The following is a 17,269-nucleotide window of genomic DNA, read 5'->3' on the forward strand; positions in this document are numbered from 1 at the left end:
AAAAGTCGCATGGGTTTATTAAAACAGCGTTGCGACTTACAATAACTGCAGTACATGTCTTAAAGAGGGTAACAGCGACTCAATGGTATTTCTCTTTGTCATTGAATCGCACAAAGGCTTAATTCCTCTACAAGATTTCATTTCCCAATCAAATAAACACCGATTAATAAACATATCTTTTTCAAAGTCCCAATACTACCAATAGCACAAAATACGATACAATTTAACTCAAATTATTAGTAGGGGATAGCATGATCCAAGCCGTCATTGGAAAAATATTTGGGACCAGAAATGACAAAATTTTAAAACATTACCAGCATCGTGTTAAAAAAATTAATGCCTTAGAGCCCCAAATGGAACAATTAAGCGATACAGAACTGCAGCAAAAATTTCAACATATTTACAATGAAACCTTACGAAAAACAGAAAGCCTCGACAATAATGAAACCGCAATTTCTTTAATCAATTCTTTTTTAGATTCCAAGCTTGAAGAAGTTTTTGCCCTTACAAGGGAGGCTAGCAAAAGAGTACTTGGTATGAGGCATTTTGATGTGCAATTACTTGGAGGAATGGCTTTACATGATGGAAAAATTGCTGAAATGAAGACAGGGGAGGGCAAGACGCTTGTAGCCACGTTGCCTGTAATATTGAATGCGTTATCCGGCAAAAGCGTGCATGTAGTCACAGTAAATGACTATTTGGCAAAACGCGATGCAGAAACTATGATGCCTTTATATGAATTTTTCAACTTAACTGTGGGCGTTATTACAAGCAAGATTCAAAGCGATACAGAACGTTTAGCGATTTATGCAAACAACATTGTTTATGGAACAAACAACGAATACGGATTTGATTACTTGCGTGATAATATGAAATACAACCTTACACAAAAAGTGCAGAAACACCACTTTTTTGCCATCATAGACGAAGTGGATTCTATTCTTATTGATGAAGCTCGCACTCCACTAATTATCTCTGGTCCAATCAATCGAAAAATGGAAAATTACCAGCTTGCTGACTCGGTAGCTAAGGCAATGAAAATTGTACAAGATTTTAATATTGACGAAAAAAATCGCGTTATCCTCACTACTGAAGAAGGTATCAAAAAAGCAGAAAAGCTTTTTGACGTTGAGAATCTTTACGCTATTGAAAATGCCTCCTTATCACATCATTTAGACCAAGCATTAAAAGCAAACTATCTTTTTGTTAAAGACAAAGACTATGTTGTGCAAAACGGTGAGGTAGTTATAGTGGATGAATTTACGGGTAGGCTTAGTGAAGGACGTAGATTTAGCGAGGGGCTTCACCAAGCTTTAGAGGCTAAAGAAAATGTTGCCATTAAAGAAGAAAGCCAAACCTTAGCGGATATTACCTTTCAGAATTACTTCCGACTCTATGACAAATTGGGCGGTATGACAGGGACAGCGCAAACAGAAGCAACTGAATTTTTAGAAATTTACAAGCTAGAAGTCATCTCAATACCAACAAATCTCCCTATTGCAAGAAAAGACTTAAATGACTTAATTTACAAAACAGAAAGAGAGAAATTTGATTCTGTTATTGCAAAGATTACTGAATTACACAAATTAGGACAGCCTGTACTTGTTGGTACGGCGAGCATTGAAAAGAGTGAATCTTTGCATGTATTGCTCAAAAAAGCTAGAATCCCCCACAATGTGCTTAATGCAAAACAGCATGAAAAAGAAGCTGAAATCATCAAAAATGCAGGATTAAAAGGCGCAGTAACAATTGCCACCAATATGGCGGGACGCGGTGTAGATATTAAAATCGATGAAGAAGTTAAATCTTTAGGTGGGCTATACATTATTGGCACAGAAAGACACGAAAGTAGGCGCATCGACAATCAATTGCGCGGACGTGCCGGCAGACAAGGAGACCCTGGTGTTAGCCAATTCTACCTAAGTTTGGAAGACGCTCTACTTAGAATCTTCGGAAGCGATAAATTAAAAGGTATCATGGGTAAACTTGGTATGAAAGACGGAGAAAGCATAGAATCAAGCATGATTACCAAATCTGTGGAAAAAGCACAAAAAAAGGTGGAAGCTCTCCATTTCGAATCGCGCAAGCATTTACTAGAATACGACGATGTTAGCAATGAACAACGTAAAGTCATTTATAGATTCCGCAATGAATTATTACAAGAGCATTTTGATATGCACGAACGAATAACAGAAAACAGAATAATGAGTGTTCAAACTCTTTTAGAAAGATGTCAGATTCTACCCCACGATGTTCCAGAAAATTATGATATAAAAGGCTTATTGGCGATATTAAAAGAGGAATATCTACTTGAAATTACAGATTCCTTACAAAATAAAACCTATGACGAGATAAGTAATTTCCTTATAGAAATGCTACAAGCAAAGTATGAAGAAAAATTCATAAATACTACGGCAGAAATGCGCAACGAACTGGAACGTATAATTTATTTGCAAGTCGTTGATAATGCTTGGCGGGAACATCTCTATGCGATAGACCATCTTAAAACAGGAATTGGCTTGCGAGGCTATAACCAAAAAGATCCTCTAGTAGAATACAAGAAAGAAAGCTATAACCTCTTTTTGGAATTGGTGGAAAATATCAAAATCGAAGCCTACCGCACATTACAAATTATTCAATTTGCCCCGCAAGATGTCGCACAAGAAGAGGAAAAAATTAGAACAGATCTTGAACAAGAAAATACTAATATTGTCCTCAATTATAACACATTAGATGAAGAAATTAAGGATAAAAAACCCGCTAGAAATGATATTTGTCCTTGCGGTAGCGGCAAAAAATATAAACATTGTCATGGGAAAAGTGGACCAAAAAGAGGGATACTAGCCAATTCAAACGCATAGTCGAAACATAGTCCATAAGTGAAATCCCTGTTTATTTGCGACCTAAGCGGGGCACCTATATATTAAAATAATCGCTAAGACCTACATGTGCTACCAATAGCAAAATCAACTATAATTCGCTGTTTACTTCAAGTAACTTAAATATTCATACCACCATAAATTTGTGCAGTATTTGCTTCTCTATCATCAGCATCAAGCTTTTCCTCAATTATACTGCGGATTTCATCATATTTTTTTGCCTTAGCATAATTAAAAAGCCAACTGTCCACCCATTCTGGTGTTACGCCTCTCGTATTCCAGCCCACAACACCTGTATAACTTGCATTTACCATACTAGCAAATTCTTTTTTCTTTAGCTTTAAAATTTTTAATTGACTTTCAAAATCTTCTATTGTCATTAGATACCTCTTGATTAAAAAATAATTAACAAAGACTTCACTTCTATTAGCAATACTATTCAACTAAAATATACAAATATTGTAACTTACATACATTATATTCTATCACTACCAATAAAAAATTAACGCAAAAAATTGTGTTTAGTAGTGCATTATGTATTTACATAATAGAGATAAAGGTATAGATTACTAAATTATAACCTAAAAAATATTTGAAAATTAGTTGATATATTATTGACATAAAAACTTTTGTTAATGAAAGAAAATTTTTATTAAAAATCTACATAAAAGCAAATAAACAAGCAATTAAGACAAATCAAACTATTAACGTCTTAAGAGTTTTTGCATGTCTGTAATAACCATTTTTTATAAGATTTGCTTATATGCGATATTTTTGTTGTAATAAATTCAGGAATATCGTAGCTATGCTTGTTGCGAATAGTTTTGTAAATTTTCTTGAGATTCTTAGAATCTGTTTTACAAACCAATACAAACTCTTTCTCGTCAATCATTTTATCTAGCCACATATACTTGGTCTTAGTCTTATATATTTGTGCACACGCAATAAGCTTTCTTTTCAAGAGAATAGTTGCTATGCGGCAGAGCTCTTTTTTCTTATTGGACGTTGTTTGCAAAAGCACTAACATATACACCTCTACTAACAATATTTTGCAATCAAGGTTTCTTCTTTAAAGAAGAAACCTTGACATTTATTATCAAATCTAACAATTAATTGCATATTTCTTTTGTAAATATAATTTGCGGACAAGGAATAGTCCTAAACGATGGCTACTCTTATAACGGTTCTGGCAATAAAAAAGCATTATAGAATCATGCTTACACAAAATATCATCACTAACCTTGATAAAACCGTGCGTCAGTGCATTTGTGCAGCAACTTCTGCGGCAAAATTATCAACCTTTTTCTCAATGCCTTCACCAAGCTCAAAATTGATAAAACTCACGACTGTTATGCTATTACCAATCTCCTTACTTTTTTCAAGGATAACTTGCTCTACTGTTTTTTTATCATCAAGAATATAAGGTTGTGCTAATAATGTTAATCTTTGGTCTAACAACGTATTATCAAGGATAAATCTCTCAATTTGACCGGGCAAAATCTTATCCCATATTGTTTCGGGCTTACCGCTTTGCTTGAGTTGCAGACATAGTGAATCTTTTTTCGCATTTAGCACATTTTCGTCTAACTCTATGCGGCTCACATATTCTGGAATACGATTTAACGGTTTTCCTAATCTTTGCAATTCTTCATTTTGCCTTTCTAGTTCGGCAATTATCGCTATTTTTTCTTTGACAATAAACTCACTGCTCATATCTTTATAGCTTATTACTTTAGGCCTCATCGATGCGGCTTGCATGCCAAGGAACTTCGCCAAATCTCTAAGCTTTGCCGTGCTTTCTGCATTCCCGCATTCAAGAAGCACCATAGCACCTATTTTTTTATTATGATGGAGATACCCGCCAACAATCTGATTTGGTTTGCATACTATTGTATTTGCGCGTCTAATAACGATATTTTCACCAATGATAGCAATTTTTTGTTTGAGGTATTCCTCAAATATTTGATTCTGAATAGTAAGCTGCATAAGACTTTCTGTATCATTAAGCACACGTTTAAAAGCCAATTCAAGAACATTCTCAACAAGCTCTTGAAAGGCTTCGTTTTTGGCAACAAAGTCTGTCTCGGAATTTACTTCTACTAAAGTTGCTTTGCTACCATCGTCGGCAACTTGTAGTCCTATTACGCCCTCTGCTGCAATTCTATCTGCTTTCTTTGCGGCTTTGCTTAAGCCTTTTTTACGTAAATAATCAATAGCTTCTTCAATATTTCCTGCGCATTCTTTGAGTGCATTCTTACACTCCATGATTCCTGCATCAGTCCTATCCCTAAGCTGTTTTACAAGTTTTGCAGAGATTTCTTGTGTTTTTGTGCTTACTTCCTTTGATAAGTCTTTTGCTTCTTCTTTAAGCTGTGCCCCTAACGCGCTTACAGCTTGTTTTACATTTTCTAACGCCTCTTTAGTTTCGTCTTTCATATTATTGCTCCTTTATTTGTCGCTTATAGAATCTACTTTAAACTCTTCTGGCAATGCGTCTTGTTGTAGCTCATTAATAACTTCTTGTTTCTCTTTATCAGTCGGAGTCGGATTCTCGCTATCTGCATTCGCATTATTTTCAACGTCATTCATTTCTCTACCTTCTACAATAGCTTCACTGATCTCTTTGCAAAAGAGTTGAATAGAACGTATTGCATCATCATTCCCTGGTATAGGATAATCAATCAAGTCAGGGTCGCAATTCGTATCAAGAGGGGCAACAATAGGGATTCCTAGTCTCCTTGCCTCACCCACTGCAATTTTCTCTTTAAGTGTATCAATAACGAAAAGCATGTCGGGGGCTTTTTTGAGATAACGTATCCCTCCTAAATATTTATTTAATTTTTCTTTTTTGCGCAATAACATAAGCTTTTCTTTCTTTGTCAAAAGTTCCATTTGTCCGCTAGATTCCATTTCTTCTATAACTTCGAGTTTGCGCACAGATTTCTTGATAGTACTAAAGTTTGTCAACATTCCACCTAGCCAACGATAATTAACATAGGGCGCATTAACTTTCTCTGCAAATTCCTTTAGAGTATCGCTCGCTTGTTTTTTTGTTCCGACAAACATAATAACCTTGCCTTCACTTGCCGCGTCTCTAACAACATTATAGGTATAACGAAAATAACGCAATGTCTTTTGTAAATCGATAATGTGAATATTTTTACGAACACCAAAAATAAATTTTTTCATCTTTGGATTCCAACGTCTTGTTTGATGCCCAAAATGAACACCGCATTCTAAAAGGTCTTTCATACTAACCATAAATTGCTCCTTATTGATATGTAATTGGTTTTGCCGCCATGTTCCTTCACCTTTGTTTTACAAAATTTTACAAAAGCAACCAATAAAGGATTAACATGTGAGTTTTGACAAACTTATATTCTATAATACTTTTGTGTATTTTGGTTAAATATTTCTATTAACCTCTATAAGTTATAGTGTTTGGATTTTAGAATCTTTATCAATTTAATCATCAGCAATGAATGGCAATATTGGCAATTCAATAGGGTCCAAATTTCCACGTAAAGAATGCAGAAAAGCAATGATTTTGTTTATATCTTTATTGGATAAATTAACTCCAATCTGTATTTGTCCCATTTCCCTAATCGCGTCTTCTAATTTTGCAAAAGCACCATTATGAAAATACGGTGGTGTTATCGTAACATTACGTAAAGTGGGAACTTTTAGCATGTTATTAGAATCAAGTGGCAAATTTCCTAATGACTTGAATCTATATTCGCGCATGATTCCAAAGGGCTGCATGCTACCGCCTAAGTTTATGCCGTTATGACAAGCCACGCATCCGCGTTCAATAAAAATATTCAGCCCTTCTGATTCTTCTAAGCTTAGTGCCTTAATGTTCCCAGCCAAAAAATCATCGTAGCGACTAAACGTATTGAGAGTCATAACGAAACTTGCAAGGCTCTCTGCAATAAGTTCGGGAGTAACCTTAACTTTCGTTCCATAAGCACGTCTAAAATAAGACATATATTCTTCTGACTTTGTAATGTCTGTAAGAATTTTATTGATATTACCCCGCATTTCATTCTCTGCGGTTAAAGCACGTAAAACGGCTCTTGCAACAATATTATTTGGAGTGAAATTTGTTGTATTTTTATCAGCCCTATCTATCTTGTTAATGCTGCCTTGATAATAAAGAGAATCGTTAAACATCACGTTAAATATCGTGGGCGTTAGTAAGTGTTGAGGATTATCTTGTGCGACACGAGCATTTGTTCCAAACAAAGAAATATTATGGCAAGAATTACAAGAATACTGCTTATTGCCACTAAGACGAGGATCAAAGTAGAGAATCTTGCCTAATTCAATTTGCTCTTTTGTCATCTTTGCCGTGTTTAACATATCTTTTTGCATAGCAAGCAACTTACTTTGATTAGGCAATGCCCGCAATCCGCTTGCATTGGCTTTGTCCATAATCTCCTGCACTCGCAAAGAAACATCAGTAAACCCCGAAGCAACAGATAAGAAAATTATGCAAAGAATCATAATAATACTGCTATACAGAATCTTTGTATCAATCATAGATTCTGTATGAAATGTACGGCTAGATATTTTAGTTGCCATCCTCAAACAATCCTTTAGAATCTCTACTTGTCTCTGTCGTAGAATCTACAATGTTAGCAAACTCTCTGAATAGCTTGCTGGCTTCTCTTGGTCCTGGACTTGATTCAGGATGATGTTGCACTGAAAAAATAGGGTAATCTTTATAGCGAACACCTTCAATAGTGTTATCAAAGATATTGCGGTGTGTAATTAATGCAATTTCGGAAATTGATTCTGGTACATTGTAATTGTGATTTTGTGCCGTAATTTCTAAAACATTACTTTGAATATTCCTTACGGGATGATTGCCTCCATGTTGCCCAAATTTTAGCTTATAAGTAGGATGCCCAAAAGCATTGCTTAGCAACTGATGTCCCAAACAGATTCCAAACATAGGAATTTTTGCCTGAATAAGAATCTTAATTTTATTAATTTCATTCTGTAAGAATTGCGGATCCCCTGGTCCATTGCTAAGGAATATTCCTCCGATCTCTTTTTGTTTGTATCTTCTGACTAAATCCTCTGCATTGAAATCATAGGGGATAACCTCCACTAGCAAACCAACGGCACTTAACTCATTGAGGATATTTCGTTTTATACCAAAGTCAATAGCAACAATCTTTTTATATGCTTGCTTTGTAGCTGTATTGCTTATTGTAGGCTGCATCGATGAATCGCTCGAAGTATCAAGAATCTGATTTGACTCTTGATATTCACATTCCTGTTGCAAAGCATCTATTGAACGGTAGGCAAAGCTCTGAAAATCAAACAAAGAATCCTTATGAATATACGTGTGCTTTGTGCTTACTTCTTGGACAAGATTAACTTCACGTATGTTTTTTTCCTTTTCTAATGCAATCCTAAGCGATTCGCTATCTTGCAAAACACAAGAAGCTATCATCATCATTGTGCCATTATCACGTAGCATTCTAACAAGTCCTCGCGTATCAATATCGCAGATTCCCATTAAATTATGTTCTTGACAAAATGCAAGCAAATTTTTCTCCGCGCGAAAATTAGATTTCATCTGATTAAGATTGCGAATAATAATGCCTCTAGCAAACGTCTGCTTTGATTCCATATCCTTCTCGTTGCATCCTACAATACCAATCTCTGGCATACAAAAGACAATAAATTGTCCTGCATAGCTTGGGTCTGTAATAATTTCTTGGTAGCCCGTCATAGAAGTATTAAAAACTGCCTCTCCAACGATATAGTCAGCTGCGGTGTTTAAATATCCAAAGCATTTTGCTTTAATAAAAAGATGATTTTCAAAATACAAAAAAATATCTTGCAACCCCATATTAGCCTCTTTTGCTCAATTCTTCTTCATAGAGTTTTGCAAAGACTAATTCATACTCATCACTTCCTGCAATAAGCTTTTTCTTGTAATTCTTAAGTTTAGCAATAACGGCATCATAAGCATCTTCTTGAAACTTCATGTAATTTTGCATTGATTGAAGCATGATATTTTTGACAGTATTTTCAGGCACTTTGCAAACAATATACTTTTCTTCTATAAACTCATCAAGGATTCTATGTGCCAATTGACTGTATCGCTCATTATATGAAAGTAAAAAACCCTCTTCTTTTGCAATTTGCTTTTTCACCATCATAAAAAGTTGTTTTTCATTCACTTCGTCTTCTTCAATTTCCTCTTGGTATTGCTCTAATATATCGCGCGCTTTCTTTTCAATATTCGCTTCTTGTTGTATGTCTTCTCTAATAATATCAGTCGCTAGTCGGTTGAGATTCGCTAGAGTAGCAGTTATTTGTATGCTGTGAGATTGGCTTAAGTCCAGCACAACATGATTGGCGAGAAATTGAGCATGTTGTGGTTTTAACTTCATTATTGCTCCTTGTGTGAAATTATAAGAATCTAAATACAGAGATTAATTTTACTAAAAATTTCATTAAAATTTTTATGAATCCTTGCTAACGGAGGAATCATACAGGCTAATGGCATGCCCCCAATGTCAACGCAAGAAAGAACTACATTAGCAATTTACAATTTAGTTATAATGCGAAGTAATTATTAATACTTAAGAATGGAACTTAAAGGGATATTATGCGATTCTCAAAACTTTTCACCCCCACAATAAAAGAAACCCCTAAAGATGCTGTGCTAAAGAGTCATGTTTATTTATTACGTGCCGGATTCATTCATCAAATCGGAAGTGGAATTTATAATTTCTTGCCGCTAGGTAACATCGTGCTTAAGAAAATTAAACAAATCATAAGAGAAGAAATGAATAAAGCAGGAGCAAACGAGGTTACAATGGGCTTCCTTACGCCAGCTACCCTTTGGGAAAAAAGCGGCAGATACGCACAGTACAGTGAGTTAGCTATCTTTAAAGATAGAAAAAATGCAGAATTTGTATTAGGACCAACACACGAAGAATGTGCAAGTGAAATCGCAAAGAGTTATATTAAGAGCTATAAACAATTGCCTCTTAATCTCTATCAAATTCATTTAAAATTCCGCGACGAAGCCAGACCGCGATTTGGCTTGCTCCGCGCAAGAGAATTTGTAATGAAAGATGCTTACAGCTTTCATGCCGATTCAGATTCCTTAGATGAAGAATTTATGAATATGTATGCTACTTATAACAATATCTTTACAAGATTAGGGCTTGATTTTCGCGTTGTAGAGGCTGATTCTGGGGCTATTGGCGGTAGCGGTAGCCGAGAATTTATGGCATTAGCAGAATGCGGTGAAGACACGATTGTAGCATGCAAGGAATGCGCCTATACTTCCAATATCGAAGCCGCCAAAAGAATGGTAAAGACTTGTGATGATATTGCTCCTCGAGCAACAACCCCTTATCATAAATTTCATACACCAGGGGTAAAGACCATAGACGATTTAAGCCAATTTTTTAAAGTTAATCCCTTTTATCTTATAAAAGCAGTGGTACAAAAAGTTCTTCTACAAGAAAGAGAAGAAATTGCCATATTTTTTATGCGCGGCAAAGACAAATTAGAATCTACAAAAGCTCTAAACGCATTAAAAGCCATAGATTCCAATGTTATCGATATAAAAGAGGCAGACAATGACTTTTTACGTAACTATAATCTTCCTGTGGGCTCTATTGGTCCCATACATTTACGCAATGTCACGCAATCGCGTTTTATTATCTTTGATTGCGAATTACGCGATGGTGAAGATTTAATATGCGGCGCAAATGAGCATGAATTTCATTATGTGGGTGTAAACCTCGCAGAATTTGAGGAAGTATTTTATTACGACTTAGTTGCAGTACAAGAGGGAGACTCATGTATAAAATGCGGCGGCACACTCTATTATACAAAAGGCATTGAAGTAGGGCATATTTTTAAACTCGGCACAAAATATTCTCTGCCATTGCAAGCCAACTTTTTAGATTCACAAGGAAAATCTAGTCCTTTTATTATGGGTTGTTATGGTATTGGTGTTACGCGTTTATTATCTGCAATCCTAGAGCAAAAAAGCGATACATTTGGCTGCGTTTGGGGGAATGTCGCTCCTTTCCAATTTGTTATTATTATCTCGAATATGAAGAATCAAACAGAAGTTCATAAAGCAGAGGAAATTTATAAATATTGTCTAAAATTTGGCATTGAAGTAATACTTGATGATAGAGATCTACGATTTGGAGCAAAGATTAAAGACTTTGAGCTTATAGGCTTCGCCTATGCTCTTATTATAGGTAAAAAACTTGAAGAAAATATGATAGAAATTATCAAACGTGACGGCTTGGAGAAAAAAGAAATTCCATGTCATATTCTCTTTGAAGAACTAAAAAACTTAACGTAGCTAAACAGAATCTCCTTGCATCAATACTGCATTGGACTTCTTGAGAGTGATATTGCAACCTATTACAATCTTCTGCGATCTTCTTAAATAAAAAGAAGCCATATGACTTAGAAAACGTTGCATAACTTCACAGGTCAAAAGACTTATCGCAAAATTTGCACTCTTAGAATAAAAATCCATTCTGTAAAATCTTACATTCCCTACATTCTTTTCACATTCTAAAATTTAGAATCAAATCCATTCAACGAAAAAGGCTGTGAGACAAATTGCTAAAGACAAACGGTAAATTCAGCTTGTGTTTTTGCCTGAATCTCTTCAAGAGTTACATTAGGCTGCAATTCAATAAGCTGCATTACTCCATCCTTAAAGTCAAAAACTCCCATGTCGGTTATTAAGCGATTCACGACATTTTTGCCTGTGAGTGGTAGATCGCAGATTTTTTTTACTTTACTTTCGCCTTTCTTGTTAACATGTTCCATAACAACAACAATCTTTTTTGCACCATTGACTAAGTCCATAGCACCGCCCATACCCTTAACCAACTTTTTAGGTATCATATAGTTTGCCAGATCGCCATATTGCGAAACTTCCATACCACCTAAAATAGCCAAATCAATATGTCCGCCTCTAATCATAGCAAAGGATTCTGCGCTATCAAAGAAGCTAGCACCCTGTACCGCTGTTACTGTTTCCTTGCCCGCATTAATTAAATCCGCATCCACTTCGTCTTTCGTAGGATAAGCCCCAATGCCTAATAATCCATTTTCGGAATGTAAGAACACATCTAAGCCTAACTTATCTATCTCATCAGCGATAAGTGTGGGGATCCCTATACCTAGATTAATATACATTCCGTTTTTCACTTCTTGCGTCGCCCGCTTGACAATAACTTCTTTTGACATATTATTCCTCTCTTGTAATGATTTTTTCAATACGTTTTTCATATTGTTTGCCCAAATAGACAAAATCCACGTAAATCCCCGGCAAATGAATAGAATCTGGGTCTATTTCCTCTACAATTTCTTCAACCTCGACAACGCTAACATTTGCTGCCATAGCGCATAATGGATTAAAATTTCTCGCTGTTTTGTTAAAAACTAGATTGCCATGTTTATCTGCCTTTTGCGCTTTGATCAACCCAAAATCCCCTGTAATCGCTCTCTCTAAAAGATATTCTTTGCCATTAAATGTCTTAATCTCCTTGCCTTCGGCTACTGCTGTGCCAATACCTGTTGGTGTATAGAATCCAGCAATACCAGCACCGCCAGCCCTAAGCTGTTCGGCTAATGTGCCTTGTGGCGTGAGCACAACTTCCAATTCACCACTAATAAACTGTTGCTCAAAGAGTTTATTCTCTCCTACATACGAAGCAATAATTTTCTTAATCTGTCTATTCTGTAACAAGATTCCAAGCCCGCAATCATCAATCCCACAATTATTGCTAACAATAGTAAGATTCTTTACGCCCTTTTGTCTAATCACTTCGATACAGTGCTCTGGAATACCGCATAGACCAAATCCACCTACAAGCAATGTCGCACCATCAAAGACGTCTTTTAATGCGCCTTCTAAACATTCAACAATTTTATTCATTAAGTTTCCTTCTAACTATTCTTCTATTTCAACAATCGCACTTATACCTTGACCGCCGCCTATACAGAGTGTCGCTAATCCCAAAGATTGTTTTTTGCGTCTTAGGGCATGCACGAGTGTAGTAAGGATTCTCGCGCCACTTGCTCCAATAGGATGCCCAAGGGCAATAGCCCCACCATAGATATTCACTCTATCAGAATCTCTCTCAAGCTGCAATTCTCTAAGGGTAGCGATACTCTGTGAAGCAAAGGCTTCATTAGCCTCTATTAAATCTATATCTTTTATCTCTAGTTGTGCTTTTTGTAGTACCTTTTTTGCTGCGAATGCGGCACCGATACCCATAACGCTCGGCTCTACTCCGACACTACCAAAAGCCTTTAATGTCGCCAAAATAGGAAGCGATAATTCTTTTGCCTTGCTTTTACTCATCAATAAAAGCATTGCGGCTCCGTCATTAACGCCCGAAGAATTTCCCGCAGTTACAGTGCCATCTTTGTCAAAAGCTGGCTTGAGCTTTGCTAAAGATTCTAAAGTTGTATCCGACTTTACAAATTCATCAATCGCAAAGATTCTTTGCCCCTTTTTCTCTTTAATGCTTAAAGGAACGATTTCCTCTTTGAATCTCCCCTCATTAATTGCCTTGCTTGCTTTTATTTGTGAATCTAGCGAAAATCTATCTTGTTCTTCTCTGCTGATTTGATATCGCTTAGCAACATTTTCCGCTGTTATTCCCATGTGATAATCTTCAATCGCGCACCATAATCCATCGTGTATCATGGTGTCAATACAAGTCTGATTACCCATTCGATACCCTTCTCTAATCTTCTGCAAAGCAAAAGGTGCTAAAGACATATTTTCTACGCCACCTGCTAAGGCAATATGACTAGCACCAAAAGCGATACTTTGATATGCTAACTCTACCGCTTTTAATCCCGAACCACACACGTGATTAATAGTAAAAGCATAAGATTGTGTGGACATTTGAGACTTTATTGCAACTTGTCTCGCAAGATTCTGTCCTTGCCCGCTTTGTAATACCTGCCCTAAAATAAGGCTGTCAATCAACGTAGCATCAAGCTGTAATTCTTTGATAATAGTCTGGCTAATCGTTGTAGCTAAATCCAACGCTTTGCTATTTTTTAAACTTCCCAAAAAAGAACCTATTGGTGTTCTTTTAGCGGCGACTATTACGACTTCTTGTAAGGTATTTTGCATTGTTCGCTCCTTTTTTAGAATCTATCATAGCAAAATCCTATAATTGCTTCTTATGCGCTTTTGTATTTGTTCCTGCTTATCCTTTAAAAAGTGTAATTTAGTAACATAATGAAAATGTCATAGAATAGTCATTTATACAAAAAGTTATGATAATATCACTCTCACATTTTACAGGCAATCGTTTATATGATAAATATTTGCACTTGCAAATATTTATTCAATGTATTCATCAATAGCTAAACATAGACTAGTCATTATGAAATTATTGAGAACGAGGCATTGCAAAACGAAATTAAGGAGTAACTTTGAAAACAAATAGAATAATTTCTAAACACAAAAGCACTATTGCCTTTTTGCGCGTATTTCCTATCTGCATTGTTATGTTGTTTTTGCTGACTAATCAGTCAGGATTCTCATCTGGATTTCGTTTAACTGAACAAAGCCTCAACGGTACAGCACTCAACTCTGCTTTCATTGCTGGAGCTTATGGGGCAGATTCTACCTATTATAATCCCGCAAATATGAGTCTTGGGCAAGACAATGAAAACTATGAATTTGAGATTAACGGGACACTGATCTTTATTGCACCATTCACATTCGACACGGAAAATAGAGATAAGGGGATTAATGTGGAGGGTAGTGGCATAACAGGTGCTTTAGCCGCAGGTCATTATTGTGGCGTCAATGGAAAATCACAACAAACTACTGGCGCACAACCCAACCCCAATAACGTTTGTGGTAATGCCACAGTAAGCGGTCATGCAAGGGCGACATTTCAGCCCGTCCCTAAGTTTTTCTTTAAATCACGTTCTTTTAAGCTCTCACCCAATCTTCGTGCAAATTATGGAATCTCATTTACTACGCCATCTGGATTATCCATGCAATGGGATGGAGAAGGGGGAGGATTCTTAAGAGATGTAAGCATAGCGATGCTTGAATTTAATCCGGTCGTTTCTGTTGCATGGAGAGATTTCCTAGCCATTGGCGGAGGGTTTCGCGCAATCTATACCTTTGGGGAATTTAATAATACGTTGTATGTGCCTTTTCGACAAACCGTGTCTCTTGGTGTATTGGGTTCAGTTTTAAGTTACGGCACTACCAAAGTCGAGCAAACCTCCGATGCGTCCGCATGGGGATTTGGCTATAATCTCGCAGCAACAATCAAGCCTTTCGCGCTTTTTGATTCTGAAGCTTATAACAGTATCAAAGACCTCTCTATTGCTGTAACGTATCGCTCCAATGTACATTTAGATATGAATGGGAAGCTTTCTGCTAAATCTTATGTTTTTCAAGGGAAGGGGATTACATTGGTTGAAGGCTATATCGGAATGGACGCACACTTGACGCTTGGGGCAGATGTACCTCCTATTCTTAATGTCGCAATCGCTAAAGACTTTGGTAGGCAAAGGGTAGAGTTTGTGTATGAGAGGACATTCTGGGGAAGTGCGCAAATCTTTGAATTTACCTATGCTAATCAAATATTTGATAAAAGCAATTTAACAGGGAGTCAAACGGCACTTGGTCAAATTAATCCCGAAGAAATGCTAGCAGGAGCTGATTATTCAGCCGTCGCCTATGGGAACGGCTGGAAAGATTCTAATGCGTATCGTTTAGGCTATACATATTTTGGCAAAAGCTATAAGGTTATGGGTAGCCTTGCCTATGACGAAACACCTGCACCACAAGGGCAATTTGGAATCCCCGATGCCAATGCTTATATGTTTGGGCTAGGATATAGGAAAAAATTATTCGACGACAAATTGGATATAGGTATAGCTTACTCACTTGCACTAAAGGACAATAGAAAGAGCTTCATTGTTTCACGCGATGGATTCGGGCAACTTCACCTCTTGACAATTGGAGCAAAATTACTATGGTAAAAGAGCGTTTGCTATACAATAATAGTTGCAGATTCTAAGCTTTAAATGCAATATTTTAAACAATAGAATCTTCTGATTATGCTAACACAATTCTATATACAAGCCATTGCGTCTAATCTTACCTTGTAATTCATATTCTAAAACTTGATTGCCAAATTTTTGCAACGCTTCTACAAATAACCCGTTATTGCTTGCAAAGTCTAAAAGTCCATCTTGTTCTTTTTGTTGAGGAGTGAGATTCCATGTCTTGGATAGAGTGCTAACAAAAGATTCTATATTGTAAATAGCCTTAGCATCTCCTTGATTAAGTAACTCTTGTGTTCCTAAGCTTTCATTGATTCTTTGCGGCAAGACAAAAAGCGGCTTTTGCAGTGCTTTGCAAAGCCTAGCAGAAGAGCTAGAACCACTCTGCAAATCAGCCTGCGGGATAATCACAATATCACTTAATGCAACAATAATGCGATTACGTTCTAAGAAATGATAGGCACGTGGCGACGCATTATCTGGATATTCACTTAATAACAATCCATACGTTTGAATCTGCTTGAAAAGAGCTTTATTTTGTCGAGGATAGACTTGATGAAGTCCTACAGGGGAAACTAAAATGCTATTTGATTCACTATTAAGATGTGCTATCGTATCGATACCAATCGCACCGCCGCTGACGATAACAAAGCCGCTCTGCGACAACTGTGCCGATAGAATCGCCGTATATTGCTTAGAGTATTGATTAGGAGTTCTTGTTCCAATAATGGCTATCTTGGGCTTCTTTAAAAGATGAAGATTCCCAGAATAAAAGATTCCACAAAAATCCTTATAAAGGTGTCGGCTTGAAAGATTAAAGGTTTGTGCAATATCTCGCATAGAAAGCAACAAATATGTTTTTTGTGAATCTATGTATTCCTCTAATTGTTGCACATTAAGAAACAAAAATATTCCTTGATTTCTCTTGCAACCTACTTCTTAGGTTGAGGTTTATTTTGTGGAATGTTACTCACAGTAATATCATTCTTTATCTTATCAAAGATTGCTTGCCCGATACCACTTACTTGCATAATGTCCTCGATTTTCTTAAAACGAGTTTTTGTGCGATAAGCAATAATTGCTTTTGCTTTGGCTTCTCCAATCCCGCTAAGTGCCATAAGCTCCTGTTGATTCGCTGTATTAATATTGACTGCAGCAAACAAAAAACTTGGGCACAACAAAATGAACATGAGCAATTTTTTCATAAACGTACCTTTTATATTAAAATTACATTATCACTATTGTAGTATATAAACTCTTAAATAGCTAATAAAATCGTAGAAATACAGGAATATTTTCTTACATAAATAAGAGTAATA

The 17,269-nt window shown here is 36.3% G+C and carries 15 protein-coding genes; 3 read left to right on the forward strand and 12 right to left on the reverse strand.

Annotated features, from left to right (window positions below; genetic code table 11):
• Positions 1-251: 251 nt before the first annotated feature.
• Positions 252-2,861: a preprotein translocase subunit SecA gene (gene secA, locus CQA66_RS05580; protein WP_181882244.1), complete on the forward strand. Its 2,610-nt coding sequence runs from the start codon at positions 252-254 to the stop codon at positions 2,859-2,861.
• A 137-nt stretch (positions 2,862-2,998) separates the two neighbouring features.
• On the opposite strand, the gene CQA66_RS05585 is transcribed toward secA, so the two are convergent.
• The 7 genes from CQA66_RS05585 to CQA66_RS05615 form a co-directional block, all read right to left on the reverse strand.
• A complete protein-coding gene (locus CQA66_RS05585) occupies positions 2,999-3,259 on the reverse strand; it encodes a hypothetical protein (RefSeq protein ID WP_104762879.1) in 261 nt (86 codons plus the stop codon).
• A 332-nt stretch (positions 3,260-3,591) separates the two neighbouring features.
• Positions 3,592-3,906: a divalent-cation tolerance protein CutA gene (cutA, locus tag CQA66_RS05590; RefSeq protein ID WP_104762880.1), complete on the reverse strand. Its 315-nt coding sequence runs from the start codon at positions 3,904-3,906 to the stop codon at positions 3,592-3,594.
• A 230-nt stretch (positions 3,907-4,136) separates the two neighbouring features.
• Positions 4,137-5,315: a translation elongation factor Ts gene (gene tsf / locus CQA66_RS05595; protein ID WP_104762881.1), complete on the reverse strand. Its 1,179-nt coding sequence runs from the start codon at positions 5,313-5,315 to the stop codon at positions 4,137-4,139.
• A gap of 12 nt (positions 5,316-5,327) precedes the next feature.
• The gene (gene rpsB, locus CQA66_RS05600) at positions 5,328-6,140 is read right to left on the reverse strand and encodes a 30S ribosomal protein S2 (RefSeq protein WP_104762882.1); all 813 of its coding nucleotides are present in this window, start codon (positions 6,138-6,140) and stop codon (positions 5,328-5,330) included.
• A 204-nt stretch (positions 6,141-6,344) separates the two neighbouring features.
• Entirely contained in the window at positions 6,345-7,463 is a 1,119-nt protein-coding gene (locus CQA66_RS05605) for a cytochrome-c peroxidase (protein ID WP_181882245.1), read from the reverse strand.
• A complete protein-coding gene (gene carA / locus CQA66_RS05610; protein WP_104762883.1) occupies positions 7,453-8,745 on the reverse strand; it encodes a glutamine-hydrolyzing carbamoyl-phosphate synthase small subunit in 1,293 nt (430 codons plus the stop codon). Before carA ends, CQA66_RS05605 begins: the two co-directional genes overlap by 11 nt.
• 1 nt (position 8,746) lies before the next feature.
• Positions 8,747-9,292, reverse strand: coding sequence for a DUF507 family protein (locus CQA66_RS05615; protein WP_104762884.1), 546 nt, complete (start codon positions 9,290-9,292; stop codon positions 8,747-8,749).
• Positions 9,293-9,510: 218 nt separating this feature from the next.
• Here CQA66_RS05615 and CQA66_RS05620 point away from each other — a divergent pair, with 218 nt between their 5' ends.
• Positions 9,511-11,238, forward strand: a complete 1,728-nt coding sequence (locus CQA66_RS05620) for a proline--tRNA ligase (protein WP_104762885.1) — start codon at positions 9,511-9,513, stop codon at positions 11,236-11,238.
• Between the two features lie 269 nt (positions 11,239-11,507).
• On the opposite strand, the gene CQA66_RS05630 is transcribed toward CQA66_RS05620, so the two are convergent.
• The 3 genes from CQA66_RS05630 to CQA66_RS05640 are packed head-to-tail and all read right to left on the reverse strand — an operon-like array spanning position 11,508 to position 14,046.
• Positions 11,508-12,140 carry a 3-oxoacid CoA-transferase subunit B gene (locus CQA66_RS05630; protein WP_104762887.1) on the reverse strand — a complete coding sequence of 211 codons (633 nt, stop codon included), beginning with the start codon at positions 12,138-12,140 and terminating at the stop codon, positions 11,508-11,510.
• A 1-nt stretch (position 12,141) separates the two neighbouring features.
• On the reverse strand, positions 12,142-12,831 hold the full coding sequence (locus tag CQA66_RS05635) for a CoA transferase subunit A (RefSeq protein WP_104762888.1): 690 nt from the start codon (positions 12,829-12,831) through the stop codon (positions 12,142-12,144).
• A gap of 15 nt (positions 12,832-12,846) precedes the next feature.
• Positions 12,847-14,046, reverse strand: coding sequence for an acetyl-CoA C-acetyltransferase (locus CQA66_RS05640; protein ID WP_104762889.1), 1,200 nt, complete (start codon positions 14,044-14,046; stop codon positions 12,847-12,849).
• Positions 14,047-14,351: 305 nt separating this feature from the next.
• Here CQA66_RS05640 and CQA66_RS05645 point away from each other — a divergent pair, with 305 nt between their 5' ends.
• The gene (locus CQA66_RS05645; RefSeq protein WP_104762890.1) at positions 14,352-15,926 is read left to right on the forward strand and encodes an OmpP1/FadL family transporter; all 1,575 of its coding nucleotides are present in this window, start codon (positions 14,352-14,354) and stop codon (positions 15,924-15,926) included.
• A gap of 81 nt (positions 15,927-16,007) precedes the next feature.
• Here the strand turns inward: CQA66_RS05645 and CQA66_RS05650 are convergent, their stop codons facing one another.
• Both CQA66_RS05650 and CQA66_RS05655 read right to left on the reverse strand, forming a co-directional pair.
• On the reverse strand, positions 16,008-16,856 hold the full coding sequence (locus tag CQA66_RS05650; protein WP_233707718.1) for a DNA-processing protein DprA: 849 nt from the start codon (positions 16,854-16,856) through the stop codon (positions 16,008-16,010).
• 26 nt (positions 16,857-16,882) lie between these two features.
• The gene (locus CQA66_RS05655) at positions 16,883-17,155 is read right to left on the reverse strand and encodes a ComEA family DNA-binding protein (RefSeq protein WP_104762891.1); all 273 of its coding nucleotides are present in this window, start codon (positions 17,153-17,155) and stop codon (positions 16,883-16,885) included.
• Between the last annotated feature and the right edge of the window lie 114 nt (positions 17,156-17,269).

It is taken from the genome of Helicobacter aurati, from assembly GCF_003364265.1.
Lineage (GTDB): Bacteria > Campylobacterota > Campylobacteria > Campylobacterales > Helicobacteraceae > Helicobacter_A > Helicobacter_A aurati.